Annotated in this window: 21 protein-coding genes; 9 read left to right on the top strand and 12 right to left on the bottom strand. The window is 69.6% G+C overall.

Going from position 1 to position 24704, the window contains the following annotated elements; genetic code table 11:
- Positions 1-14: 14 nt before the first annotated feature.
- Complete coding sequence (locus OHN74_RS16775; RefSeq protein WP_327695339.1) at positions 15-656, bottom strand: hypothetical protein; 642 nt, start codon at positions 654-656, stop codon at positions 15-17.
- 308 nt (positions 657-964) lie between these two features.
- On the opposite strand from OHN74_RS16775, the gene recQ reads away from it, so the two are divergent.
- The gene (gene recQ, locus OHN74_RS16770; RefSeq protein ID WP_327700156.1) at positions 965-3013 is read left to right on the top strand and encodes a DNA helicase RecQ; all 2049 of its coding nucleotides are present in this window, start codon (positions 965-967) and stop codon (positions 3011-3013) included.
- Between the two features lie 108 nt (positions 3014-3121).
- Here recQ and fahA read toward each other — a convergent pair whose 3' ends face one another.
- The gene (gene fahA, locus OHN74_RS16765; RefSeq protein ID WP_327695338.1) at positions 3122-4336 is read right to left on the bottom strand and encodes a fumarylacetoacetase; all 1215 of its coding nucleotides are present in this window, start codon (positions 4334-4336) and stop codon (positions 3122-3124) included.
- A 222-nt stretch (positions 4337-4558) separates the two neighbouring features.
- Between fahA and OHN74_RS16760 the strand changes: the two genes are divergently transcribed.
- From OHN74_RS16760 to OHN74_RS16750, 3 genes are all read left to right on the top strand, one after another.
- Complete coding sequence (locus OHN74_RS16760; protein WP_327695337.1) at positions 4559-5797, top strand: carboxylate--amine ligase; 1239 nt, start codon at positions 4559-4561, stop codon at positions 5795-5797.
- Positions 5798-5904: 107 nt separating this feature from the next.
- Complete coding sequence (locus OHN74_RS16755) at positions 5905-7227, top strand: NAD(P)-binding domain-containing protein (RefSeq protein WP_327695336.1); 1323 nt, start codon at positions 5905-5907, stop codon at positions 7225-7227.
- A 248-nt stretch (positions 7228-7475) separates the two neighbouring features.
- Positions 7476-8297 carry an HAD family hydrolase gene (locus OHN74_RS16750; RefSeq protein ID WP_327695335.1) on the top strand — a complete coding sequence of 274 codons (822 nt, stop codon included), beginning with the start codon at positions 7476-7478 and terminating at the stop codon, positions 8295-8297.
- An 81-nt stretch (positions 8298-8378) separates the two neighbouring features.
- On the opposite strand, the gene OHN74_RS16745 is transcribed toward OHN74_RS16750, so the two are convergent.
- A complete protein-coding gene (locus OHN74_RS16745) occupies positions 8379-8870 on the bottom strand; it encodes a transglycosylase SLT domain-containing protein (protein ID WP_327695334.1) in 492 nt (163 codons plus the stop codon).
- 793 nt (positions 8871-9663) lie between these two features.
- Here OHN74_RS16745 and OHN74_RS16740 point away from each other — a divergent pair.
- The 4 genes from OHN74_RS16740 (at position 9664) to OHN74_RS16725 (ending at position 14260) form a co-directional block, all read left to right on the top strand.
- Entirely contained in the window at positions 9664-10674 is a 1011-nt protein-coding gene (locus tag OHN74_RS16740; protein WP_327695333.1) for a polyprenyl synthetase family protein, read from the top strand.
- Positions 10675-10985: 311 nt separating this feature from the next.
- Positions 10986-12320 carry a LolA family protein gene (locus tag OHN74_RS16735; RefSeq protein ID WP_327695332.1) on the top strand — a complete coding sequence of 445 codons (1335 nt, stop codon included), beginning with the start codon at positions 10986-10988 and terminating at the stop codon, positions 12318-12320.
- Positions 12321-12366: 46 nt separating this feature from the next.
- Entirely contained in the window at positions 12367-13359 is a 993-nt protein-coding gene (locus tag OHN74_RS16730) for an ABC transporter ATP-binding protein (RefSeq protein WP_327695331.1), read from the top strand.
- Positions 13346-14260, top strand: coding sequence for an ABC transporter permease (locus tag OHN74_RS16725; protein WP_327695330.1), 915 nt, complete (start codon positions 13346-13348; stop codon positions 14258-14260). Before OHN74_RS16730 ends, OHN74_RS16725 begins: the two co-directional genes overlap by 14 nt.
- On the opposite strand, the gene OHN74_RS16720 is transcribed toward OHN74_RS16725, so the two are convergent.
- From OHN74_RS16720 to OHN74_RS16695, 6 genes are all read right to left on the bottom strand, one after another.
- On the bottom strand, positions 14250-14810 hold the full coding sequence (locus OHN74_RS16720) for a flavodoxin family protein (RefSeq protein ID WP_327695329.1): 561 nt from the start codon (positions 14808-14810) through the stop codon (positions 14250-14252). The genes OHN74_RS16725 and OHN74_RS16720 overlap by 11 nt on opposite strands.
- A 129-nt stretch (positions 14811-14939) precedes the next feature.
- Positions 14940-16178: an amidase gene (locus tag OHN74_RS16715; protein ID WP_327695328.1), complete on the bottom strand. Its 1239-nt coding sequence runs from the start codon at positions 16176-16178 to the stop codon at positions 14940-14942.
- A gap of 161 nt (positions 16179-16339) precedes the next feature.
- Positions 16340-17314 (bottom strand): M28 family metallopeptidase, encoded by a 975-nt coding sequence (locus OHN74_RS16710; protein WP_327695327.1) that lies wholly within the window; start codon positions 17312-17314, stop codon positions 16340-16342.
- A gap of 179 nt (positions 17315-17493) precedes the next feature.
- Entirely contained in the window at positions 17494-17973 is a 480-nt protein-coding gene (locus tag OHN74_RS16705) for a VOC family protein (protein WP_327695326.1), read from the bottom strand.
- Between the two features lie 98 nt (positions 17974-18071).
- Entirely contained in the window at positions 18072-19040 is a 969-nt protein-coding gene (rarD, locus tag OHN74_RS16700) for an EamA family transporter RarD (protein WP_327695325.1), read from the bottom strand.
- A 167-nt stretch (positions 19041-19207) separates the two neighbouring features.
- Positions 19208-20059 carry an NAD(P)H-binding protein gene (locus OHN74_RS16695; protein WP_327695324.1) on the bottom strand — a complete coding sequence of 284 codons (852 nt, stop codon included), beginning with the start codon at positions 20057-20059 and terminating at the stop codon, positions 19208-19210.
- 154 nt (positions 20060-20213) lie between these two features.
- Here OHN74_RS16695 and OHN74_RS16690 point away from each other — a divergent pair, with 154 nt between their 5' ends.
- Positions 20214-20618, top strand: a complete 405-nt coding sequence (locus tag OHN74_RS16690; RefSeq protein WP_327695323.1) for a winged helix-turn-helix transcriptional regulator — start codon at positions 20214-20216, stop codon at positions 20616-20618.
- A 17-nt stretch (positions 20619-20635) separates the two neighbouring features.
- Here the strand turns inward: OHN74_RS16690 and OHN74_RS16685 are convergent, their stop codons facing one another.
- From OHN74_RS16685 to OHN74_RS16675, 3 genes are all read right to left on the bottom strand, one after another.
- Positions 20636-21721, bottom strand: coding sequence for a 2-oxoacid:ferredoxin oxidoreductase subunit beta (locus OHN74_RS16685; protein ID WP_327695322.1), 1086 nt, complete (start codon positions 21719-21721; stop codon positions 20636-20638).
- Positions 21714-23675, bottom strand: coding sequence for a 2-oxoacid:acceptor oxidoreductase subunit alpha (locus OHN74_RS16680; RefSeq protein ID WP_327695321.1), 1962 nt, complete (start codon positions 23673-23675; stop codon positions 21714-21716). Before OHN74_RS16680 ends, OHN74_RS16685 begins: the two co-directional genes overlap by 8 nt.
- Positions 23676-23869: 194 nt before the next feature.
- Complete coding sequence (locus tag OHN74_RS16675) at positions 23870-24529, bottom strand: response regulator transcription factor (protein ID WP_327700155.1); 660 nt, start codon at positions 24527-24529, stop codon at positions 23870-23872.
- Positions 24530-24704 lie beyond the last annotated feature (175 nt).

Genomic DNA, 24704 nt, shown 5'->3' with positions numbered 1-24704 from the left:
GGGCCCAACGCGTTTCACGGAGTCGGGCACGTCACCGTGGGGTTCCAGCGGGCGAGCATGCCGTTGGGGTTCTTCTTCCAGACCCAGGCGTGCAGGTCGTAGTGGATCGGCATGCCCGGCTCGTGGCCGAGCATCGGACCGTCGAAGGGGACACCGAACATGCTGGGACGGTCGTCGTCGGTTGCCAGGTTCTGGTCCTTGTCCACCACGATCCACTCCGCGGCGACGAGCCTGCGCGACTCGGCGGAGGCGCTCGGGGTGACGACAGCGGGAGCGCCCCCGTCCAGCGCGTCGAGGTCGTCGACCCAGCTCGCGTCGGACACCTCGTCCATCCAGTCCTCGTCGGCCCTGTCCTCGTACAGCAGTGCGGCCGGCTTCGCCGGATCGAGTGAACCGTAGAGGTTCTTGTCGATGTAGTGGAAGCCCATCCCGCCGAGCGTGGGGTGGGTCGAGCAGAAGGCGGGCTTGTAGCCGGCCGTGACGGCGAACGGGGCGTACTGGTACTTCGCCGTGCTTTCGAGCGTCTTGGCCAGCTGGGTCCAGACCGTGGGGTCGACGGGGTCGCCCGGCGCGGAGTGCGCGGGGGCGACGGCCAGGGAGAGGGATGCGGCGGCCGTGGCGAGGGCGACGGCGACCTTGAGCTGGCGGCAGCGCATGGTGACTCCTAGAGCGGGAGAGGCGCGTGGAAGGGCGCCGGTCCAAGAGGCGCGCGGGGCGCCGGTCCGTTGGGCGGGCCTCCCCTCGTCCCGCCCGAGCAGCATGTCCCGGGGTTTTGGGGGGCGCCACACGAAGGGCCCATTGGGCTGAACACCCCGGTCCGGGTGAGCGGCCCGGTGCCACCGGGACGGAGGTGTGGCGGGGCGGCCTGTGGATAACTCCGGGGCTGTCGGTACGGGCCCCTATGGTGGACGCAGTGGTCGAGGCGCGACGTACGGGGGACACGACGATGAGCGCGATGAGCGTGATGGGCGGGTCAGGTGTGATGACGGAAGCCGGCGAGGGTCCGGGAGCGGTCGGGGCGGAGGGCAGCGAGGCACTGGCCACGCTGCACCGGGTCTTCGGGTACGACTCCTTCCGCGGCGAGCAGGCGGCCGTCATCGAGCATGTGGTGGCGGGCGGCGACGCCGTCGTCCTCATGCCGACCGGCGGCGGCAAGTCGCTCTGCTACCAGATTCCGTCCCTGGTCAGACCGGGTACGGGGATCGTCGTCTCACCGCTCATCGCGCTGATGCAGGACCAGGTGGACGCCCTGCGGGCGCTCGGCGTGCGGGCCGGGTTCATGAACTCCACACAGGACTTCGACGAGCGCCGGGTGGTGGAGGCCGAGTTCCTGGCCGGTGAGCTGGACCTCCTGTACCTGGCTCCGGAGCGGCTGCGGCTGGAGTCGTCCCTGGACCTGCTCTCGCGCGGGAAGATCGCTGTTTTCGCCATCGACGAGGCGCACTGCGTCTCGCAGTGGGGACACGACTTCCGGCCCGACTATCTGGCGCTGTCGCTGCTGGGCGAGCGCTGGCCGGACGTCCCGCGGATCGCGCTCACGGCGACGGCCACGCACGCGACGCACCAGGAGATCACCCAGCGGCTGGGCATGCCGGACGCCCGCCACTTCGTGGCTAGCTTCGACCGGCCCAACATCCAGTACCGGATCGTCCCCAAGGCCGACCCCAAGAAGCAACTGCTGTCCTTCCTGAAGGAGGAGCACGCGGGCGACGCCGGCATCGTCTACTGCCTGTCGCGCAACTCCGTGGAGCGCACGGCCGAGTTCCTGTCGGCCAACGGCGTGCAGGCGGTGCCGTACCACGCGGGGCTGGACGCGGGCACGCGTGCGGCGCACCAGTCGCGCTTCCTGCGGGAGGACGGCCTCGTCGTCGTGGCGACCATCGCCTTCGGGATGGGCATCGACAAACCCGACGTCCGGTTCGTCGCCCACTACGACCTGCCCAAGTCGGTCGAGGGCTACTACCAGGAGACGGGCCGTGCGGGGCGCGACGGACTGCCGTCCACGGCCTGGATGGCGTACGGACTGAACGACGTCATACAGCAGCGCAAGATGATCCAGGGCAGTGAGGGCGACGAGGCGCACCGGCGTCGGTCCGCCGCGCACCTGGACGCGATGCTGGCGCTGTGCGAGACGGTGCAGTGCCGACGCAGTCAGCTGCTCGCCTACTTCGGGCAGGACCCGGAGCCGGGCGGTTGCGGCAACTGCGACACGTGCCTGGTGCCGCCGGACACCTGGGACGGCACGGTCGCCGCGCAGAAGGTGCTGTCGACGGTGTGGCGGCTGGAGCGTGAGCGGCGGCAGAAGTTCGGCGCGGTGCAGATCGTGGACATTCTGCTGGGCCGGCGGACCGCGAAGGTGATCCAGTTCGACCACGACCAGCTCTCCGTGTTCGGCATCGGCGAGGAGCTGACCGAGGGCGAATGGCGCGGGGTCGTACGGCAGATGCTGGCGCAGGGACTCCTCGCGGTCGAGGGGGAGTACGGGACGCTGGTGCTGACTGAGGAGAGCGGGTCAGTGCTGCGGCGCGAGCGGGACGTGCCGATGCGGAAGGAACCGAAGAAGGCGGCGACCGCGAAGTCGTCCGGAGGCGGCGGCCGGGGCGAGCGGAAGGCCAAAGCGGCGGCAGCGGCGGCCGAGTTGCCCACGGAGCTGCAGCCGGCGTTCGAGGCACTTCGGACCTGGCGCGGCGAACAGGCTCGTGAGCAGGGGGTTCCGGCGTACGTCATCTTCCATGACGCCACACTCAGGGAGATCGTCAGTGTCTGGCCCGAGTCGGTCGCCGAGCTGGGCGGAATCAGCGGGGTGGGCGAGAAGAAGCTCGCCACGTACGGGGAGGGCGTGCTGAAGGCGCTCGCCGCGCTGGGCGGGGCGCCGGTGTCCGGAGCGGGGACCGCGCCAGGCTCCCCTGGCGGTGACACCGCAGTCGCGAAATCAGGGCCGCAGCCGGACCGGACGGAGCCGGACGACTGGCCCGAGATGGAGATGGAGCCCGAGCCGGAGGACTGGATGTAGGGGCTGGACTCGATTTCGGGGGAGGGCGCGGGGCGGGGCTGGGGGCGAGTCCGGTTCTCTTCCCCGGCGCCGGATCGCCTGCCCCGCGCGCTGTTCCCGGCGCTGCGCTCAGCTCGGCGGAGTGATTCTGCCCGTCACCTCGCCCAGGCCTACGCGGGTGCCGTTCGGACCCGGGGCCCAGGCGGTGAGGGTGACCTCGTCGTCGTCCTCCAGGAAGGTGCGCTTGCCGGTGGGGAGGTCGAGGGGGGCGGTGCCGTTCCAGGTGAGTTCGAGGAGGGAACCGCGTTCTCGTTCGGTGGGGCCGCTGACCGTGCCCGAGCCGTAGAGGTCGCCGGTGCGCAGAGAGGCACCGTTGACGGTCATATGGGCGAGTTGCTGTGCGGCCGTCCAGTACATGGTGGAGAAGGGGGGCTCGGAGATGGTGTGGCCGTTCACGGCGACGGAGATACGTAGGTCGTAGCCGCCCGGCTCCTCTTCGGCGTCGTCGAGGTAGGGAAGCAGCGGGTGGGTACGGGCAGGCGGGGCGATCCGGGCATCCTCCAGAGCGTCCAGCGGCGTGATCCACGCCGAGACGGACGTGGCGAAGGACTTGCCGAGGAACGGGCCCAGCGGGACGTACTCCCAGGCCTGGATGTCGCGGGCGGACCAGTCGTTCAGTAGGCAGAGGCCGAAAACGTGGTCCCGGAAGGCGGACAGGGCCACAGGGCTGCCCATGGACGACGGCGTGCCGACGACGAAGCCGACCTCCGCCTCGATGTCCAGACGGACCGACGGGCCGAAGAGCGGGGCCGGGTCGGTGGGGGCCTTGCGCTGACCCGACGGGCGTACGACCTCCGTGCCGGAGACCACGACCGTGCCCGAGCGGCCGTGGTAACCGATGGGCAGGTGCTTCCAGTTGGGGGTCAGGGAGTCCGCGGCGTCGGGGCGGAAGATCTGGCCGACGTTCCGGGCGTGGTTCTCGGAGGCGTAGAAGTCGACGTAGTCCGCGACCTCGAAGGGAAGGTGCAGCGTCACCGAGGAGAGAGGGTGCAGGAGCGGGGCGACGGTGTCCTGGTGGGACGGGACGGTGACCCAGGCCGTGAGGGCGCGGCGGATGTCGGACCAGGTCGTGCGGCCCGCGGCGAGAAGGGGGTTGAGGGTGGGGCGGGCCAGTACGGAGACGTAGGGGGAGCCGAGGGCGACGGCCGCGGCGCCCGCGTCCAGGACATGGTCGCCGAGACGGACTCCGACCCGGCGGTCCGTGGAGCCGGCCGGGGAGAACACACCGTAGGGGAGGTTGTGCGGGCCGAAGGGGTCGCCCTCGGGGACATCGAAGGGGGGCATGGGGTGCTGCCTCGCTCTCGTGTGGCCATGTGGTCGCGCCACAGGTTACGGGTGAGTTGTGGGCTCAGGGCAGTGTTCCCAGTGCCTAAAGAGTTCGTAATGTCCGGATAGGTCTTGTCCGGAGTGGGTGATTCCGGCTTAGCGTCCTTTGGGGGACATGGACGGGGTGGGGCCGGTCCGTAGGGGGGACACGTGGGGGGACCCGTGGCCAGGAACAGCAGTGTGCCGTTTTCGGCCGACCATGCCGTGCCGGCGCTGATCGTGAAGTTCGGTGACTATCCGCTGCACCACGGAGGTGTCGGGGCCATCCGCAGCCTGGGGCGGCTGGGCGTTCCGATGTACGCGATCACCGAGGACCCTTACACGCCTGCGGCCTCGTCGCGCTATCTGCGGCGCGCGTTCGTCTGGCCGACCACCGGGACCGAGGAACCGGACCGGCTCGTCGAGGGGTTGCTGCGGATCGGGAAGCGGATCGGGCGTCCCGTCGTCCTCGTTCCCACGGACGAGGAGGCGGCCGTACTGATCGCCGAGCGGCAGAAGGAACTGGGCGACGCGTTTCTCTTCCCGCGTGTGGAAGCGGGACTGCCGCGCCGGCTCGCCAGCAAGCAGGGGCTGCACGAGTTGTGCGTGGAGCACGGCATACCGACTCCGGCCGCCTCCTTCCCGCAGTCGTACGACGACATCGAGCGGTTCGCGCGGACGGCACGGTTCCCGGTGGTGGCCAAGAACCGGGAGGCGTTCGTGCGGCGCGCCCGGCCCGCCGTCAGCGGCACTACGCGCATCGCGAGTCGGGAAGCACTGTTGTCCCTGGCGCGCGACTGGGGTGAGCGTCCCGGCGTGATCCTTCAGGAGTACCTGCCCCGGGAGGAGGCCGAGGACTGGATCGTGCACGCCTACTTCGACGCGGACTCGAACCCGCGCGCGCTGTTCACGGGCGTGAAGGTCCGTTCATGGCCGCCACACGCAGGAATGACAGCAAATGCGTACGTCGTCGACAATCCGGAACTCGCGGACCTCGCCGCGCGTTTTATCAAGCAGATCGGCTTCACCGGAATCATCGACCTCGACCTGCGCTTCGACCGGCGCGACGGACAGTACAAGCTCCTCGACTTCAACCCGCGGATGGGCGCCCAGTTCCGGCTCTTCGAGAGCGAGGCCGGGGTGGACGTCGTCCGGGCCATGCATCTCGATCTGACCGGCCGCACCGTTCCGGAGGGGGAACAGCGCGCCGGGCACCGGTACATCGTGGAGAACATCGATCTGCCCGCCCTCCTGGCCTACCGGCGCAGCGGCTACACGACGCCGCACGCGCCGACCCGGGCGAGCGGGACGGAACTGGCCTGGCTCGCGGGTGACGATCCGCTGCCGTTCCTCACGATGCTCGCCCGCTTCGTGCGGCCGGGCGCGAAGCATCTGTATCAGCTGTGGCGGACCAGCCGTCGTGGCAACGGCGGTGGCTGACAGCAGGGGTGGGCGGTTGGGCGATAGCGGCAGAGCAGCAGTGCAACAGGGGAACAGAGCAACAGAGCAACACGAAGTGGCTAAGCAGCGTCCTGGGGAGGGACTTCGTGAATCATCCGGTAGCGGTTATCGGCGCGGGACCGTTCGGTCTGTCCACCGCCGCGCATCTGCGGGCGCGGGGCATTCCGGTGCGAGTGTTCGGCGAGCCCATGGTGAGCTGGCGGGACCACATGCCCGCCGGGATGCTCCTGAAGTCGACGCCGGCGGCATCCAGCATCGATGCCCCGCAGCGTGGTCACACCCTGGCGGACTACTGCGACGCGGTGGGGGTGCGCCGGCTGGTCACTGACGAGGACATCGTCCCGGTGGAGACCTTCATCGCGTACGGCGAGTGGTTCCAGCAGCGGCTGGTGCCCGAGCTGGAGCGGGTGCGGGTGGTGTCCGTGGACCGGCGGCACAAGGGCGCCGGCAGCGGTGGTGGCTTCGAACTCAAGCTGGACTCGGGCGAGTTGTTCACCGCGCGGGCGGTCGTCGTGGCGACAGGGCTGTCGGGGTTCGCGCATCTGCCCCCGGAACTGGCGAGCGCCGTGCCGGACGGGCCCTCGCCCACAGGACCGGTGTCCCACAGTTCGCAGCACCACGACCTGAGCCGGTTCGCGGGCAGGGAGCTGATCGTCGTAGGCGCGGGCCAGTCCGCGCTGGAGACGGCGGCGCTGGCGGTGGAGGCGGGAGCGCAGGTAAGGGTGGTGTCGCGGGGGACCGGCCGCGTGGCCTTCGGCGCGCCCCCGTGGCAGCAGCCCAGACTGCGGCCCGAGTCACCGTTCGGCAACGCGTGGTCGCTCTGGGCGCTCACCTACTATCCGCACCCCTACCGCTACCTCCCGGCCCAGGCCCGCCACTACCTGGTACGCCGGGTCCTCGGACCGCTCGGGGCATGGTGGCTGCGCGACCGGTTCGAAGGAAAAGTGCAGGTGAGCGAGGTCGCGCGGATAGTCCGGGCGGGCGTTGCGGGGGCTGCGGAGGGCGCGGCGGCTCCGCGGGCGGCCGAGGCGCAGAGGGAGAAGGGCACCAACGGTGCGGTGGAGGCGAACGGTTCGGGGAGCGGGGTGGGATTCGCAGGCGGCCGGCCGGTGCTGACCGTGCGGGAACTCGGCGGCCGGACGCGGGAGTTGTCGGCCGACCATGTCATAGCCGCGACCGGCTACCACGTCGACATAGCCGCGATGGACTTCCTCGGGCACGAGCTGCGGACGGAGCTGGCGGTGAGCCGGGGGACGCCGAGGCTCGGTACCGGGTATGAGTCCTCCGTACCCGGGTTGTACTTCACGGGATTGCCGGCGGCCGCTTCGTACGGACCGGTGATGCGGTTCGTGTGCGGTACGGAGTTCGCGTCACCGAGGCTGGCGGGGCATCTGGCGGCGCACGCGTAGGGCGCGGGTGGGGCAGAGACAGGGCTCGGGTTCTGGTTCGCCCGGTCAACGCGTGCCTCGCTCGATCTTGTGAACCAGGGCTTCGCCGTACCGCGTCGTCGGGCTGCTCGTGCCTGTCTGCGCCAGTGCCCGCGCCAGTGCCTGTGGCAGGAACTGGCGCAGACACGGGGGCTGTTGCCGGAGGGAGAACGAACGTCGTCCGGTTCGGACGGAGACCGATGGGTCGAACGGTCCGTATTCTCTGGATCATGGCCGCTCCCACCTCATACGCACTGATCGCCACGGACCTGGACGGAACGCTCCTGCGTGCCGACGACACGCTCTCCGACCGGTCGCGGGCCGCGCTGGCGCGTGCCACGGCCGCAGGTGCCCGGCATCTGGTCGTGACGGGACGGCCGGCTCCGAGAGTCCGGCCGCTGCTCGACGACCTCGGTGCCGGAGGGCTCGCGGTGTGCGGGCAGGGGGCGCAGTTGTACGACGCCGGTGCCGACCGTCTGCTGTGGTCGGTGACCCTGGACCAGGAGCTGGCGGAGACCGCGCTCGGCAAGATCGAGGCCGAGGTCGGTCAGGTGTACGCCGCCGTCGACCAGGACGGCGTCGACGGGCTCACGCTCATCGAACCCGGGTACCTGATGCCGCACCCGACGCTGCCCGCCGTACGGGTGCCGCACCGGGACGATCTGTGGGCCGCGCCCATCAGCAAGGTGCTGCTGCGCCACCCGTCCCTGTCCGACGACGAGTTGGCGTCTGCGGCGCGTGGAGCGGTCGGTTCCCTCGCGACGGTCACCATGTCGGGGCCGGGCACCGTCGAACTCCAGCCATGCGGCATCACCAAGGCGACGGGGCTCGCGCTGGCGGCCGAGTATCTCGGGCTGACCTCGGCCGCCACCATCGCCTTCGGTGACATGCCCAACGACATCCCGATGTTCGACTGGGCGGCCCACGGGGTCGCCATGGCCAACGCCCATCCCGAGCTCAGGGCAGTGGCGGACGAGGTCACCCTCTCGAACGAGGACGACGGGATCGCGGTGGTGCTGGAGCGCTTGTTCGGGGGCGGCGCGGGCCGATAGGAGACCCGGCCGGGTCGGCCGGGTCTGCCCGGTAGGTCTGGGCCGGCCCGGCCGACCGGGCTGCCTACCGACCCGGTCCGGCTAGTAGGCCCCGAACACGTTGTCTATCGATCCGTAGCGCGCCGCCGCGTAGTTGCAGGCCGCGGTGATGTTCGCGATCGGGTCGTAGGGGTCGTACGAGGTGCCGACGACGTGGTAGGCGGCGAAGGTCGGGTCGATGACCTGGAGGAGCCCCTTGGAGGGGGTGCCGGCTGCCGCGTTCGAGTCCCAGTTGTTGATGGCGTACGGGTTGCCCGACGACTCGCGGATGATGTTGCGGTAGATGCCGTCGTACGTTCCGGGGATTCCGTTCTGCGCCATGATGTCGAGCGATTCGCGGATCCAGCCGTCCAGGTTGTTCGCGTAGTACGTCGTCGTCGATGACGTGACCGACGGTGCAGCCGATGCCGTGGTCGCGGTCAGGAAGGGGATGACCAGGGCTGCGGCGGCCGTCCCGGCGATGGCGAGTGTGCGGGTGAGCGCGAGCGGGTGGCGGGGGGTTCTCGCGCGGTGGTGCCGACGTCGTACGGGCATGGTGAGTCCTCTCCGGCGCCTGCGAGGTGAGCTGTCGGGTTCGGGCGGGAGATGCCCGGCCGGGCGCGTTGGCGGCGCACGGCTTCACCCCTAGCCGCTCCGGCGTGGATGTCCGGACCGGCGGCTTGCCTGGGTCCCCCGCTCCTGCCTGCGTGAGTCACGTGTGGGTGGGTGTGTTGTCTGCTCTGCGGGCGGTGGCAGGATTCGGCGGTCCGCCCGGTGTGGCGCGAAACGTATGCGAGAGCACACGGGTGGAACAAGGGGCAGAAATGCAGGACTTGCCCATTTGGGATTCACATTGGGGATAAAAGGGTCAATCGACGAAAGGCGTGCAGAGGTAACTTGCCTTTTGTGAATAGGGAGTTTGCGGAGTGGGGGTGGTGGGGGTTGTTTGCGGACGTGACTCGAATCACGGGGTGGGGGTAGCGGTGGCGCAGGTGGGGCGAGTAGGCGTTTTGGGGGATTTGGAGCCTCTTGGGTGTGCGTGTCCGTTGCGAAGGCGGAACCTCTCGTGTGACGCACGGCGTTGTCTCGGTGACGGTCGCGGTGGAGGGGGGAGAGGTGAGGCGATGTATGGGCGTGTGCGTGCACTGGCCGGGTACGGGATGTTTATAAATGTCCATGCTTTGGACTGATCAAAAACATTCCGGTCGTGATCCGATAGCGCCTGGCCTGGACGGGCGGGCGCTCGCGGTGATCGAAACGTGACCGGATACGCTGACTTGAGTGATGGCAGCGATCTATCGACACACCGTGTGACCGCCAGTAGACACCAGCAGACAGGAGATCCCTCGTGACCGTCGTCGGGCCGTTCGGGCTGAGCGTGCGGGACCAGGCTCTCGAAGCCGATGTCCAGGCCGGATTGGCAGCTGTCGAGGAAGGGTTGCTCGAAGCCACCAAGAGCGAGGTCCCCTTCATCACGGAGGCCGCGCAGCATCTCGTACGGGCCGGCGGGAAGCGGTTCCGGCCACTGCTCGTGATGCTCGCGGCGCAGTTCGGCGACCGGCATGCGCCGGGGATCGTGCCGTCGGCGGTGGTGGTGGAGCTGACCCACCTCGCGACGCTGTATCACGACGACGTCATGGACGAGGCCGAGGTGCGGCGCGGGGTGCCCAGCGCCAACACGCGCTGGGGGAACTCCGTCGCGGTCCTGACCGGCGACTTCCTCTTCGCGCGCGCCTCGCACATCCTCGCCGACCTCGGGCCCGAGGCCGTTCGGGTGCAGGCGGAGGCGTTCGAGCGGCTGGTGACCGGGCAGATCCTGGAGACGGCCGGACCGTCGGACGGGCGGGATCCCGTCGAGCACTATCTGGACGTGCTGGGCGGGAAGACCGGTTCGCTGGTGGCCGTGGCCTGCCGGTTCGGGGCGATGATGTCCGGGGCCGACGACAGCGTCGTGGATGTGCTCACCCAGTACGGGGAGCGGCTCGGCGTCGCCTTCCAGCTCGCGGACGATGTGCTGGACATCGCGTCCGACTCCCACGAGTCGGGGAAGACGCCGGGGACGGATCTGCGGGAGGGCATCCCCACGATGCCCGTGCTGCGGCTGCGGGAGCGGGTGGCCCGGCTGGGGCTGGCCGAGGATGCCGCGTTGTGCGAGCTGCTGGACTCCGACCTGAGTGACGACGCCCGGCATGCGGAGGCGTTGGCCCGGCTGCGGGTGCATCCGGCGTTGGAGCAGGCTCGGCGGGACACGGTGCGGTATGCGGAGGACGCGCGGGCCGCGCTGGCGCCGTTGCTGGAGTGCGATGCGAAGGCAGCGCTGGTGGAGATGTGCGATGCGGTGGTGCATCGGGCCGGCTGAGGGGTTGCCCCTCGCCCAGCCCGTTCCTGGGGGCTGCGCCCCCAGACCCCCGCTTCGGCCCTGAACGGGCCTCGTCCTCAAACGCCGGACGGGCTGAAAGCAGGGGGTGACCCCTACGGGTCAGGGGAAGCTGTGGCTCCTCATGTCATCCCGTAGCAGTACACGGAGTTGAGCCCAAGGTCTGACGATTCCCCGTCGCCGATTTGGTGAGATGGAAACCACCACTCCTCACCGGTTCGGGTGAGAATGGCGGCTCAGGGTGGACAAGTGTGGGACGGACAGCCGCCGCCGACGACGGAGGTAAGGCACACATGGCACCGTACGAAGAGGCCAAGGCCGGGAACCGGATCGAGGCCGAGATCGAGGCCGAGGACGTGCCGTCCCGGCGCCGCAAGGCCGCGCGGTACGCCGCCCCGGCCGTGGTGATCGGTCTGACGGTCGCGACGATCGGGCTGGTACCGGCGTTCGCCGGCTCCGGCGACCCCGATCTGCCGAAGATCAGCGCACAGGAACTCATCGAGAAGATCGCCGCTTCGGACGTGCAGCAGTTGTCCGGCACGGTCAAGATCAGCGTGGATCTGGGACTCCCCGACCTCGGCGGCCTGGAGAGCGGACTCCTGTCCGGCGGACTCGGAGGGGGCTCCGACGGCTCGGGGTCGGCCGCCGACCCGAGCGCCAAACTCCTTGAGCTGGCCACCGGCACGCACACGGTGCGGGTCGCCGCCGACGGCCCCGACAAGCAGAAGCTGTCGCTGCTGGAGAAGGCAGCCGAGTACAGCGTGATCCACAACGGCGACGAGGTGTGGGCGTACGACAGCGCGTCGAACGAGGCGTACCACGCGACGGCCCCCGCGTCCGAGAGCGGCAAGGACAAGGGCAAGGGCGATGGCAAGGACCGGATCCTGCCCGGCGACGACACGACGGCCACGCCCGGTCAGCTCGCCGAGGAGGCCCTGAAGGCGGTCGACGACACGACGTCCGTGACCGTCGACGGCACCGCCCAGGTCGCCGGCCGGGACGCGTACAAGCTGGTCATCAAGCCGAAGGCGTCCGGGTCCACGGTCGGGGCGATCAGCATCGCGGTCGACTCGAAGACCGGGACGCCCCTGAAGTTCACGCTCACCCCGGCGAGCGGCGGTGCCGCCGTCGTGGACGCCGGCTTCGTCGACGTCGACTTCGGCAAGCCCGCGGCCTCGACCTTCGACTTCACCCCGCCCAAGGGGACGAAGGTCACCGAGGAGAACGGGACGGAGGTCCCGCACGACGTTGACAAGGGCGGGGCGGACCTCGACAAGAGGTTCGACAAGAAGTTCGACGGGGACCTCAAGGGGTTTGAGGGCCACGAGGGCACGCCGGACGGGCTCGGAGACGATGGCGTCAAGGTCATCGGCGAGGGCTGGAACTCCATCGCCACGTTCGACTCGGGGACCGAGGGCGGCGGTATGCCGTCGGCCGGCAGTTCGCCCGACGCCGGTGCGTTCGGCGGGTTCCTGGACTCCTTCGGCGACAAGGTCTCCGGCGACTTCGGCTCGGGCACGGTCTTCAAGACCCGCCTGATCAACGCCCTGATGACGGACGACGGCAAGCTCTACGTCGGCGCCGTCACGAAGGACGCCCTGGTCAAGGCGGCCAACGCGGCCCAGTGACTCCCCTAGGGGAACCGTCGTACACGCATGACGATTGAGGGAGCCCATGGAGGAACCGTCCGCCACGGAGCCGCAGAAGGTGGACCGGGATGACGACGACGCGGTCATCGTCACCCGTGCCCTCACCAAGCGCTACCGCGGCGGACAGCTCGCCGTCGACGCTCTCGATCTCACCGTCCCGGCGGGCAGCGTCTTCGGTTTCCTCGGGCCCAACGGCTCCGGCAAGACGACGACCATCCGCATGCTGATGGGCCTGATCGAGCCGACGTCGGGCACGGCGCGGGTGCTGGGGCAGCCGATGCCCCGCGCCACCCGCGCCGTCCTGCCCCACGTCGGCGCACTCATCGAGGGGCCCGCTCTGTACGGCTTCCTCTCGGGCCGCGACAACCTCGCACGGTACGACGCCGCCGACCCGACCGCCGATCCGCGCACCCGGCGTACACGCGTCGCGGCGGCGCTGGACCGGGTGGGCCTGACGGCCGCCGCAGGCAAGAAGGCGAAGGCGTACTCGCTGGGCATGAAACAGCGGCTCGGTCTCGCCGCGGCACTGCTCCAGCCCCGTCGGCTGCTCGTCCTCGACGAGCCGACGAACGGGCTGGACCCACAGGGGATGCGTGAAATCCGCTCCCTGGTAAGGGAGTTGGCGTTGGACGGCACCACCGTCTTCCTCTCCTCCCACCTTCTCGACGAGATCGAGCAGGTCTGTACGCACGCGGCCGTGATGGCACAGGGGCGGCTGATCACCCAGGGCCCGGTGTCCGAGTTGGCCGCCGGGGCCCGCGGCCGGCTGGTCGTGACGACGCCCGACGCGGCGGACGCGGCCCGCGTACTCAAGGAACAGGGCGTCGGCGACGTGGTCGTGACCGAGAACCGGGACCGGGTGACCGGCGAGGTGCCGGACGGCGAGCGCGAACTCGCCGATCTGAACGCCGCGTTGGTCGGCGCGGGCGTCCGCGTCCGGGGCTTCGGCGTCGAACGGGCGTCCCTGGAGGACGCGTTCGTGGCGCTGACGGGGGAGGGCTTCGATGTCGCAGGTTGAGACGAGCGCCCCCAAGGAGCGCGGGGAACCGCGCGACAAGTCACAACTGACCGTTGGCCGCCGAACGACCTTCCTCGGCGCTCTCTTCCGCAACGAACTTCTCACCACGTTCCGTCGCTGGCGCACCCTCGCACTGCTCGGCGTACTGGCGGCGGTACCGATCCTCGTCGGCACAGCGGTCAAGATCGAGACGGACGACGGTTCCTCGGCCGGCCCCGCCGGAGGCGGCGGCCCCGCGTTCATCTCGCAGATCAGCAACAACGGTCTGTTCCTGGTGTTCACGGCGCTGGCCGCGACCCTCCCCTTCTTCCTCCCGATGGCCGTCGGCGTCATCGCGGGTGACGCGATCGCCGGCGAGTCGAGCGCGGGCACGCTCCGCTATCTGCTGGTCGCCCCGGCCGGCCGTACTCGCCTGCTCCTCACCAAGTACGCGACCACGCTGACGTTCTGCCTGGTGGCGACGCTGGTGGTGGCGATATCGGCGCTCACGGTCGGCGCGTTCCTCTTCCCGCTCGGCGACCTGATGACGATCTCCGGCACGAGCATCAGCTTCACGGAGGGCCTCGGCCGGGCGCTGCTGATCGCACTGGTCGTCGCCGCGTCACTGATGGGGGTGGCGGCTCTCGGCCTGTTCGTCTCCACCGTGACGAGCAGCGGCATCGCGGCGATGGCGACGACCGTCGGGCTGCTCATCACCGTCCAGATCCTCGACCAGATACCCCAACTGAGCGCACTCCAGCCGTACTTCTTCTCCCACTACTGGCTGTCCTTCGCCGACCTGATGCGCGAACCGGTCTACTGGGACGACCTGGTGAAGAACCTCGGCATCCAGGCCCTGTACGCGGCGGTGTTCGGCTCGGCGGCCTGGGCGCGGTTCACGACGAAGGACATCACTGCTTGAACCCGGAGTCGAAGAACGTCTTCGCGCGGGTGAGCGCGTCGGTGTCGTTCAGTACGTCACCGGGCTTGCTCCCGTTGCCGAGCAGCACCCCGCCGAACCGCATCTCCATATAGGCGGCCGAGTTGCTGAGCGTGCCGACCAGCGGGTCGGCGAACGTCTGCTCCGGCGCCGCGAGGACGGTGACGCCCCACAGGGTGCGCCCGGCGAGGGTGTCCTTGAAGTCCAGACCGGGTGTGCGCAGCCAGCCCGACCAGTGGTCGAGGTAGCGCTTCACGGAGGCGGAGACCGAGTACCAGTACAGCGGCGAGGCGATCACGATGTCCGTGGCCGCGAGCGTGGCGTCGAGCAGAAGAGCCGCGTTGTTCCCGGTGGGCCGGACATGGTCCGCGTCGTGACGCAGGTCCTCGAAGTCGGGCAGCGGGTGCTCGGCGAGACTCAGCCAGCGCTGCTCGACATCGGCGGGCAGTTGTTCGGCGGCCCGGCGGGCCAGCGCCTCGGTGTTGCCGTCGCTGCGGCTGCTGCCCAGCAGGAAGAGAAAGCTGCGGTTCATGATCGACTCCCGGTGCGGTGCGGTGCGGTGCGGTGGACGTACGGCGGGTGCGCGGGGACTGTGGGCGCACGAGCAATGCATGCATGCGCATGCAGTATATGCATGCGCATTGATGGCTGGCTAGCCCCACTATCGGGCCAGGGGTGCCCGCAGCCCCGCCCGTTCCTCCGCCTCCGCCATGACCCGGAGCAGCACCTCCTCCTCGCCGTGCCGGGCCACCACCTGGAGGCCGACCGGGCAGCCGTCCGGGCCGAAGCCCGCGGGGATGCTCGCCGCCGGGTGCCCGCTGAGGTTGAACGCCCAGGTGAGCGCGGTCGAGTACCGGTCGCCCGGGCCCTCGTGGCCGTGCGGCGGGTTCGGGGTGGTGGGGGTCAGGAGCAGGTCGGCCCGGCTGAACAACTCCGCCAGCCGCCGGTCGTTGACGGCGCGCAGCCGGTACGCCGTCGCCGCGTCGCCGCCTGTGCGGTCACCCGTGTCCGCGTCCGGCGCCCGTAGCGCCAGCCAGGCCGGCCCCGGGTCGTCGAGGCGCAAGGGGGCATCGTCCGGCGGCAGCAGCCGTACGACCCCGGCGTCGTCGAGCCGCAGCGCGGCGCCGTGCGCGACGAGGGCGGGCCCGGGATCGGTGCGGGCGAAACCGAGCGAGTCGGACCAGACGGCGACAAGCGGCCGTCGCACGCGATTCTGGTCGCCGACGCCGATGCCGGCCTTACCGCCCGCCACATCCATCGCTCGCCCACCGGCCCCCGCCACGCACCGCCAGTACGCCCTCAGGTCCGCCGCCCGCCGGGCGACCGCACCCGGCGCGCTCAGCCGTGTCCGGTCGGGATGCGGCAGGCTTCCGTTCGTCGACTTGAGGCCGAACACCCCGCACCACGCGGCCGGGATACGGACGGACCCGGCCCCGTCGGCGCCGGTGGCGAGCGGCACCAGACCCGCTGCCACCGCCGCAGCGGCCCCGGCCGACGAACCGCCCGGCACCCGGTCCGCCCGCCATGGGTTGACCGTTCGTCCGCCGGCCCCGAGTCCCCATGTCTGCCAGGGAGTTCCGGCCCCGGGCGCGGGTACGGACGTGGCGCCCAGCGGCACACACCCGGCGGCGGTCAGCCGTACCGCGTCCGCCGCCCGCTCCCCGTACCGCCCCTTCACCGCGACCGGAACGCCCGCGAGCGGCAACCGCTCACCCGCGGCGACCCGTTCGTCGACCTCGCGCGCCCGCCGTACCGCCGTCTCGCCCCACACCTCCGCGAACGCGCACAACTCCGGCTCCACGGCGGTGATCCGCGCGAGCGCGGCCGTGACGACGTCGACGGCCGTCACTTCCCGTGCCCGTACGGCGGCGGCGATTTCCGAGATCAGGAGATCCGTCATACCGCATTCTCCTCCGTCCGGCCGCGGCAGACGGCGGGGACGGCCAACCCGGCCTACGTGCCGACCGGTTGACCGCCCCCTGTTGAACCTGATGAACCTGTTGAACTCGTTGCGCCTATTGCGTCCGTCGAGCCTGTTGAGCCTGTGGAAGGTGCGCGCTGTTACTCCGACAGCTCCCACACGGCGTACGCGGCCGCGTCACTGTTGCGGTCGAGGGCGGTGTCGTTGATGTTGGCGGTCGTGTCGCAGGACGAGTGGTAGCAGCGGTCGAACGCCTGGCCCGAGGTACCGCCCCACTTGGTCGCCTGTGCCGCCGTCTTGATGTAGTCGGCGCCGCTGAACAGACCGCCGACGGGTATGCCCACGTTCTTGAAGGGCGCGTGGTCGGAGCGGCCGTCGCCCTCGGTCTCGATCTCGGTCGCGATGCCGATGCCCGCGTAGTAGTCCTTGAAGGTCTGCTCGATGGTCGGGTCGTCGTCGTAGACGAAGTAGCCGGGGTTCGGCGAGCCGATCATGTCGAAGTTCAGATAGCCCTTGATGCGTGAACGGTTCGCGGAGGAGAGGTTGTTGACGTAGTACCGGGACCCGACCATGCCCAGCTCCTCCGCCCCCCACCAGCCGAATCTCAGATGCTTGGTGGGCTGGTACTGGGCGCGCGAGACGGCGAGCGCGATCTCCAGGACGGCCGCCGAGCCACTGCCGTTGTCGTTGATGCCGGCGCCAGCGGTCACGCTGTCGAGGTGCGAGCCCGCCATGATCACCTGGTTGGTGTCGCCACCGGGCCAGTCGGCGATCAGGTTGTAGCCGGTACGGCCGGACGCGGTGAACTGCTGGATGGTGGTGGTGAATCCGGCCGCGTCCAGTTTGGCCTTCGCGTAGTCGAGCGAGGCACGGTAGCCGGTTCTGCCGTGGGCCCGGTTGCCGCCGTTGGCGGTGGCTATGGACTGCAACTGGGTCAGGTGTGCCTTGACGTTGGCCAGGGGCAGGTCGGGCGCGGCGGCGAGCTTGACCGCCGGCGCGGAGTCGGGGGCGGGGGCCGCGCCGGCCGCCGAGCCCGTGGTGAGGAGCGCGGTGGAGGCGAGCACGGTGACGGCCACAGCGGTGGCTGCGGCGCGTCCGGGAACCGAGAGCTTCATGTGGGGGGCTCCGAATTCCTCGGGAATCACAGGGATTCCACAACGGATGGGTGCCTGGATGGTGAAGCTCTGGCTAATGGTTCGTCAAGAGCGCTATATGGACAGCGGGTTCGCATACCGGATGAACATGGACATGACCAGTTGATGATGGCTGGAGCGTGTCCGGGCCCGGAGCGGGGCTAGTGAAGGCAGAACTCGTTCCCCTCGGGATCCGCCATCACCACCCACTCGCCGCCCGCCTCCCGTACCTCCCGCAGCACGCTCGCCCCCAGCCCTGTCAGCCGCTCGACCTCGGCCACCCGCCGCTCCGGGCCCGGGTGCAGATCTAGGTGGAGCCGGTTCTTGCCCGTCTTCGGCTCCGGTACACGCTGGAAGAGCAGCCGCCGCCCGAGGCCCGTCCCGCTCTCCTCCTGGTACGGGTCACCGGGATGCCGTACGGCGGCCAGGTCCCGCCAGGCGCGGCGCCCGTGCGCCTCGACGGTCAGCTCGGGCGGTACGGCGCCGAGACCCAGCAGGCGTTCGACCAGCGCGCTGTGGTCCTCGACCGTGTACGCGAGGGCGGCGGCCCAGAAGTCGGCCTGCGCGTGCGGGTCCGCGCAGTCGATGACCAGCTTCCAGTGCACGGGGGTGGGGGCGTCGTGTGCGGGTGTCTGTGTCATGGGGACCACTTATAACGTGCCGCACTGACAAACAGGCCGCACTGAACATGCCGTACCGACAAACATGCCGCACCGACAACGGCTCGCTGTACGCCCTGTCAGCCGCGTACGTCCTGAGTGGCCTCCACCGTCGGCGGAACGAGGACCGGGTCGGCCGCTGTCCTGAGCGCCCGAGCTCCCCGCCGGGCCGCCCGCAGCGCGTCCCACGTCAGCAGGATCAGGGCGAGCCACACCAGCGCGAACCCGGCCCAGCGCTCCGGCGGCATGGCCTCGTGGAAGTAGAGGATGCCCAGGAGGAACTGGAAGACGGGGGCCAGGTACTGGAGCAGGCCCAGCGTCGACAACGGCACCCGGATCGCCGCCGCGCCGAAGCAGACCAGCGGGAGTGCGGTCACGATGCCGGTCGCCGCGAGGAGGGCGGCGTGCCCGGCGCCATGTGCGCCGAAGGTCGCCTCGCCCCGGCCGCCCAGCCACAGCAGATACGCCAGCGCGGGCAGGAAAAGGACCGCGGTCTCGGCGGCCAGCGACTCCACCCCGCCCAGGTTGATCTTCTTCTTCACCAGGCCGTACGTGGCGAAGGAGAAGGCAAGGCAGAGGGAGATCCAGGGCGGCCGGCCGTAGCCGATCGTCAGGACGAGTACGGCGGCCAGGCAGACGCCGACCGCGGTCCACTGCACCGGCCGCAGCCGCTCCTTCAGCAGGAGCACGCCCATGGCGATGGTGACGAGCGGGTTGATGAAGTAGCCGAGCGAGGCCTCGACCACGTGCCCGGTGTTCACGGCCCAGATGTAGACACCCCAGTTGACCGTGATGAACGCCGCGGCGACCGCGACCAGTGCCAGCCGTCGCGGTTGCCGCAGCAACTCGCCCGCCCAGGCCCAACGGCGCAGCGCCAGCAGGGCGATACCGACGACGGCGAGGGACCACACCATCCGGTGGGCCAGGATCTCGACCGCCCCGGACGGCTTCAGCAGCGGCCAGAAGAGCGGGACGAGGCCCCACATCCCGTATGCCGCGAAGCCGTTCAGCAGACCTGTGCGCTGTTCGCTCGTCGGCTTGCCGGCCACCGGCGTCTCCCCTCGTACCAGCACATGACCATATGGACATGCGTTCACGACGGTAACGCCGAGCGCCCCCGGCTGTCATGCTCGTATCGGCATACGGTCATGACAGGCGGGGGCGGGCGTCCTCAGGGGCGCTACGGGGGAGTGCGCGCCCCTGAGAGATGTGAGGGTCAGGCCTTGAGTGCGGCGGCGATCGACTCGGCGATCGGCGTGGTCGGGCGGCCGGTCAGACGGGACAGGTCGCCGGGGGTGCCGGCCAGCTCGCCCTTCTCGATCGACGCGTCCACGCCCGCGAGGATCCCGGCGAGGGCCTCGGGCAGGCCGACGCCGGCCAGGATGCCGGTGAAGACCTCGACGGAGACCGCGTTGTAGGCGACGTCCTTGCCGGACTGCTTGGACACCTCGGCCGCGTACTCGGCGAAGCTCCAGTTGGTGTCGCCGCTCAGCTCGTACGTCGAGTTCTCGTGGCCCTCGCCGGTCAGCACCGCGACAGCGGCGGCGGCGTAGTCGGCGCGTGAGGCGGAGGCGACCCGGCCCTCACCGGCGGCCTGGGTGACGCCGTGCTCAAGGGCGACGGGCAGCTGCTCGGTGTAGTTCTCGTTGTACCAGCCGTTGCGCAGCAGCGAGTACGTGACGCCGGAGGCGAGGATCGCCGCCTCGGTGCCCCTGTGGTCGTCGGCGAGAGCGGCCGACAGGGAGCCCGGGGCGCTGGTGTACGCGAGCAGCGCGGCATCCGCGGCCTTGGCGGCGTCGATGACGACCTGGTGCTGGCCGACCCGGCCCTTGTCGAACTCGTTGCCGGAGATGAGCAGCACCTTGTCACCGGCGGCTATGACGCCGTCGAAGGTCCCGGGCTCGTTGTAGTCGGCGACCGCGATCTTCACACCGCGGGCCGCGAAGCCGGAGGCCTTCTCCGCGTCGCGCACGACGGCGGTGATCTGGTCGGCCGGAACCTTCTCCAGCAGCTGCTCGACCACGTGACGACCGAGGTGGCCGGTGGCTCCGGTGACGACGATGCTCATTGCGTATCTCCTTGTGGGATGTGGGGCTGGCACTAACCCTAGGAGAAGCGCTAACTCATGGAAAGTACCCACTTTCAAGTAAGGTACTTACATGGAAGTAAGTGCAGCAGTCAATGCGGCAGCGAGTACGGCAGCTGGCGCCGAGGCCGAAATCATGGGCAAGGCCGAAATCATGGGCAAGTACGAGACGGTCGACGCCGAGGGCATGTGTCCGCACCGGCTGGTCCTGGAGCACGTCACCAGTCGCTGGGGTGTGCTCGTCCTCATGGAGCTGCTGGAGCGCCCGTACCGCTTCAGCGAGCTGCGCCGGGCCATCGGCAGGGTCAGCGAGAAGATGCTGACGCAGACCCTCCAGACGCTGGAGCGCGACGGACTGGTCCACCGGGACGCGAAGCCGGTCATCCCGCCGCGCGTCGACTACTCGCTCACCGACATCGGCCGTGAGGCCGCCACCCAGGTCAAGGCCCTGGCCGACTGGACGGCGGCGCGCATGCCTGACGTGGACCAGGCCCGCCGGGCGTACGACGAGGCCCGGGCCGAAAGGACCCGGGCCCAGTAGCCACTCGCGCCGTCCGCTTATCCGACGACGGTCCAGGTGTCGCCGCCGGCGAGCAGCGCGCTCAGGTCGCCCTTGCCGTTCTGGACGATCGCGGTGTCGAGCTGCTCGGCCATCTGTGTGTCGTAGACGGGCCGGTCGACCGAGCGGAAGACGCCGATCGGCGTGTGGTGCAGGGTGTCCGGGTCGGCGAGCCGGGAGAGCGCGAACGCCGTGGTCGGGGACGCGGAGCGCGCGTCGTGCACAAGCACGTCGCCCTCGTTGTCGGCGGTGACGGCGACCACCTTCAGATCACCGGTCGCCCGGTCCCGTACGACACCCTTGGCGCCGTCGGCCCCGAACCGGATCGGCTGTCCGTGCTCCAGCCGGATCACCGCCTCCTCGGCCTGCTGCCGGTCCTTGAGGACCTCGAAGGCGCCGTCGTTGAAGATGTTGCAGTTCTGGTAGATCTCGACGAGCGCCGTACCGGGGTGGGCCGCGGCCTCGCGCAGCACGCTCGTGAGGTGCTTGCGGTCGGAGTCGACGGTCCGGGCGACGAAGGACGCCTCGGCGCCGATCGCCAGCGACACCGGGTTGAAGGGCGCGTCCAGCGACCCCATCGGCGTCGACTTGGTGATCTTGCCGACCTCCGACGTCGGGCTGTACTGGCCCTTGGTCAGCCCGTAGATCCGGTTGTTGAAGAGCAGGATCTTGAGGTTCACGTTGCGCCGCAGGGCATGGATCAGATGGTTGCCGCCGATGGAGAGCGCGTCGCCGTCACCGGTGACCACCCAGACGGACAGATCGCGCCGCGACGAGGCGAGCCCGGTCGCGATGGCGGGTGCCCGCCCGTGAATCGAATGCATCCCGTAGGTGTTCATGTAGTACGGGAAGCGGGAGGAGCACCCGATCCCGGACACGAAGACGATGTTCTCCCGCGCCAGCCCCAGTTCGGGCATGAAGCCCTGCACGGCGGCGAGGACCGCGTAGTCCCCGCAGCCGGGGCACCAGCGCACTTCCTGGTCGGACTTGAAGTCCTTCATGGACTGCCTGGCCTCGGCCTTGGGCACCAGAGTGAGTGCCTCGATCGAGCCGGTACCGGCGCCTTCCGTGGACGTCTCAGCCATCGATGGCCTCCTTGAGAGCCGTGGCGAGCTGTTCGGCCTTGAACGGCATACCGTTGACCTGGTTGTACGAGTGGGCGTCCACCAGGTACTTCGCCCGGATCAGCGTGGCGAGCTGGCCGAGGTTCATCTCGGGGATCACGACACGGTCGTAGCGCCGCAGCACCTCGCCGAGATTCTTCGGGAACGGATTGAGGTGGCGCAGATGGGCCTGCGCGATCGGCTGCCCGGCCGCGCGCAGCCGGCGCACGGCCGCGGTGATCGGCCCGTAGGTGGAACCCCAGCCCAGCACCAGGGTGTTGGCCGTGCCGGACGGCTCGTCGACCGTCAGATCCGGTACGTCGATGCCGTCGATCTTGGCCTGACGGGTACGGACCATCAGGTCGTGGTTGGCGGGGTCGTAGGAGATGTTGCCCGTGCCGTCCTGCTTCTCGATGCCACCGATGCGGTGTTCGAGCCCGGGTGTGCCGGGGATGGCCCAGGGGCGGGCGAGGGTCTGCGGGTCCCGCTTGTAGGGCCAGAAGACCTCGGTGCCGTCGTCGAGGGTGTGGTTGGGTCCCTGGGCGAACTGCACCCGCAGATCGGGGAGTTGGTCGACCTCGGGGATGCGCCAGGGCTCGGAGCCGTTGGCGAGGTACCCGTCGGAGAGCAGGAAGACCGGGGTGCGGTAGGTGAGGGCGATACGGGCGGCCTCGATGGCGGCGTCGAAGCAGTCTGCGGGTGTGCGCGGGGCCACGATCGGGACCGGGGCCTCACCGTTGCGGCCGAACATGGCCTGCAGCAGATCGGCCTGCTCGGTCTTGGTCGGGAGCCCGGTCGACGGCCCGCCGCGCTGGATGTCGACGACCAGCAACGGCAGTTCCATCGACACCGCCAGCCCGATCGCCTCGGACTTCAGCGCCACACCGGGACCCGAGGTGGTGGTGACGGCCAGCGACCCGCCGAAGGCGGCGCCCAACGCGGCCCCGATACCGGCGATCTCGTCCTCGGCCTGGAAGGTGCGGACACCGAAGTTCTTGTGTCTGCTCAGCTCGTGCAGGATGTCCGAGGCCGGTGTGATCGGGTAGGACCCCAGGTACAGCGGCAGATCGGCCTGTTGACCGGCCGCGATGAGCCCGTACGACAGCGCCAGGTTCCCCGAGATGTTCCGATAGGTACCGGTGGGAAACGCGGTGGAGGCCGGCGCGACCTCGTAACTGACCGCGAAGTCCTCGGTCGTCTCCCCGAAGTTCCAACCGGCTCTGAACGCGGCCAGGTTGGCGGCGGCGATCTCGGGCTTCTTGGCGAACTTCGTGGCCAAAAACTTCTCGGTGCCCTCGGTCGGCCGGTGGTACATCCAGCTCAACAGGCCCAGCGCGAACATGTTCTTGCTGCGCTCGGCCTCCTTGCGGGAGAGCGCGAACTCCTTGAGGGCCTCGACGGTGAGGGTGGTCAGCGGCACCGGATGCAGGCTGTACCCGTCGAGCGAGCCGTCCTCCAACGGGGAGGCCGCGTACCCCACTTTCTGCATGGCCCGCTTGGTGAACTCGTCCGTGTTGACGATGATCTCCGCGCCGCGCGGCACATCGGCGATGTTCGCCTTCAGCGCGGCCGGATTCATCGCGACCAGCACATTGGGCGCGTCCCCGGGCGTGAGGATGTCGTGGTCGGCGAAATGCAGCTGGAACGAGGAAACGCCCGGCAGGGTGCCTGCGGGCGCTCGGATCTCGGCGGGGAAGTTCGGCAGAGTGGACAGATCGTTCCCGAAGGACGCGGTCTCGGAGGTGAAGCGGTCCCCCGTGAGCTGCATGCCGTCCCCGGAGTCCCCCGCGAACCGAATAATCACCCGATCGAGGCGGCGTACGTCCTTCACACCCGCCGGATTGCGCTGCTCTCCCACGACGGTTCCGACGGCTCCGACGTCCGAGCCGGCCTTCTCCGCTGAACTCTCCGCTGGACTGCTGACCTGGCTGGTCACTGAACTGGACCTCCTTCGAGGCGGCGGCCTGGGACCGGTCCTCCCGCGGACCCTCCCAGGATCAACAGTACGTCGGTAAGGGTGGCCTTCCCGGGACTGATCGCATGATGGACGCCAATTTGAGACGCTACGACGCCCGGACTTGTCACGATTTCCCGCCCCGAGGCACTGACAGGGTGTCAGGTGTCAAGCGGTCAGGTGTTGAGGTAGGTCAGAACGGCCAGTACACGCCGGTGATCGCCGTCGCTGGGGGAGAGCCCCAGCTTCAGGAATATGTTGCTGACGTGCTTCTCGACGGCACCGTCACTCACGACGAGCTGACGAGCGATGGCCGAATTCGTCCGGCCCTCCGCCATGAGCCCCAGCACCTCGCGCTCCCGGGGAGTGAGCCCGGCGAGCACGTCCTGCTTACGGCTGCGGCCCAGCAACTGGGCCACCACCTCCGGATCGAGCGCGGTACCCCCCTGGGCCACCCGAACCACCGCGTCCACGAACTCCCGAACCTCGGCGACCCGGTCCTTCAGGAGATAGCCGACGCCCCGGCTCGACCCGGCGAGCAACTCGGTCGCGTACCGCTCCTCGACGTACTGCGACAGCACGAGCACACCCAGTCCCGGATGCGATTTCCGCAGCTGTACGGCGGCCCGGACCCCTTCGTCGGTATGGGTGGGCGGCATCCGCACATCCGCGACGACGACATCCGGGAGCTCGTCCTGCGCGGCGAGCTCGGTAATGGTCTTGATCAGCGCGACCCCGTCACCCACACCGGCGATGACATCATGCCCACGGTCGGTCAACAACCGGGTCAGGCCCTCTCTCAGCAGCACTGAATCCTCGGCGATGACCACCCGCACCCTGTCCTCCACGATTCCCGGCTCCCCACCCCGTCCGAACACCAGGCTCCAGCATCCCAGTATTCGGACGAGGAAGGGGTTGTTGTCGACGGGTTTTCCCAGGAGGTGGTCCCCGTCGTCTCGTCGCACCGGTCCAGCCGGGGCAGCACCTTCAGGCGCCGCCCGGCACCCTCCA

This window comes from Streptomyces sp. NBC_00459 (assembly GCF_036013955.1).
Taxonomy (GTDB): Bacteria; Actinomycetota; Actinomycetes; order Streptomycetales; family Streptomycetaceae; genus Streptomyces.
This window is presented reverse-complemented; position numbering and strand designations above follow the sequence as displayed.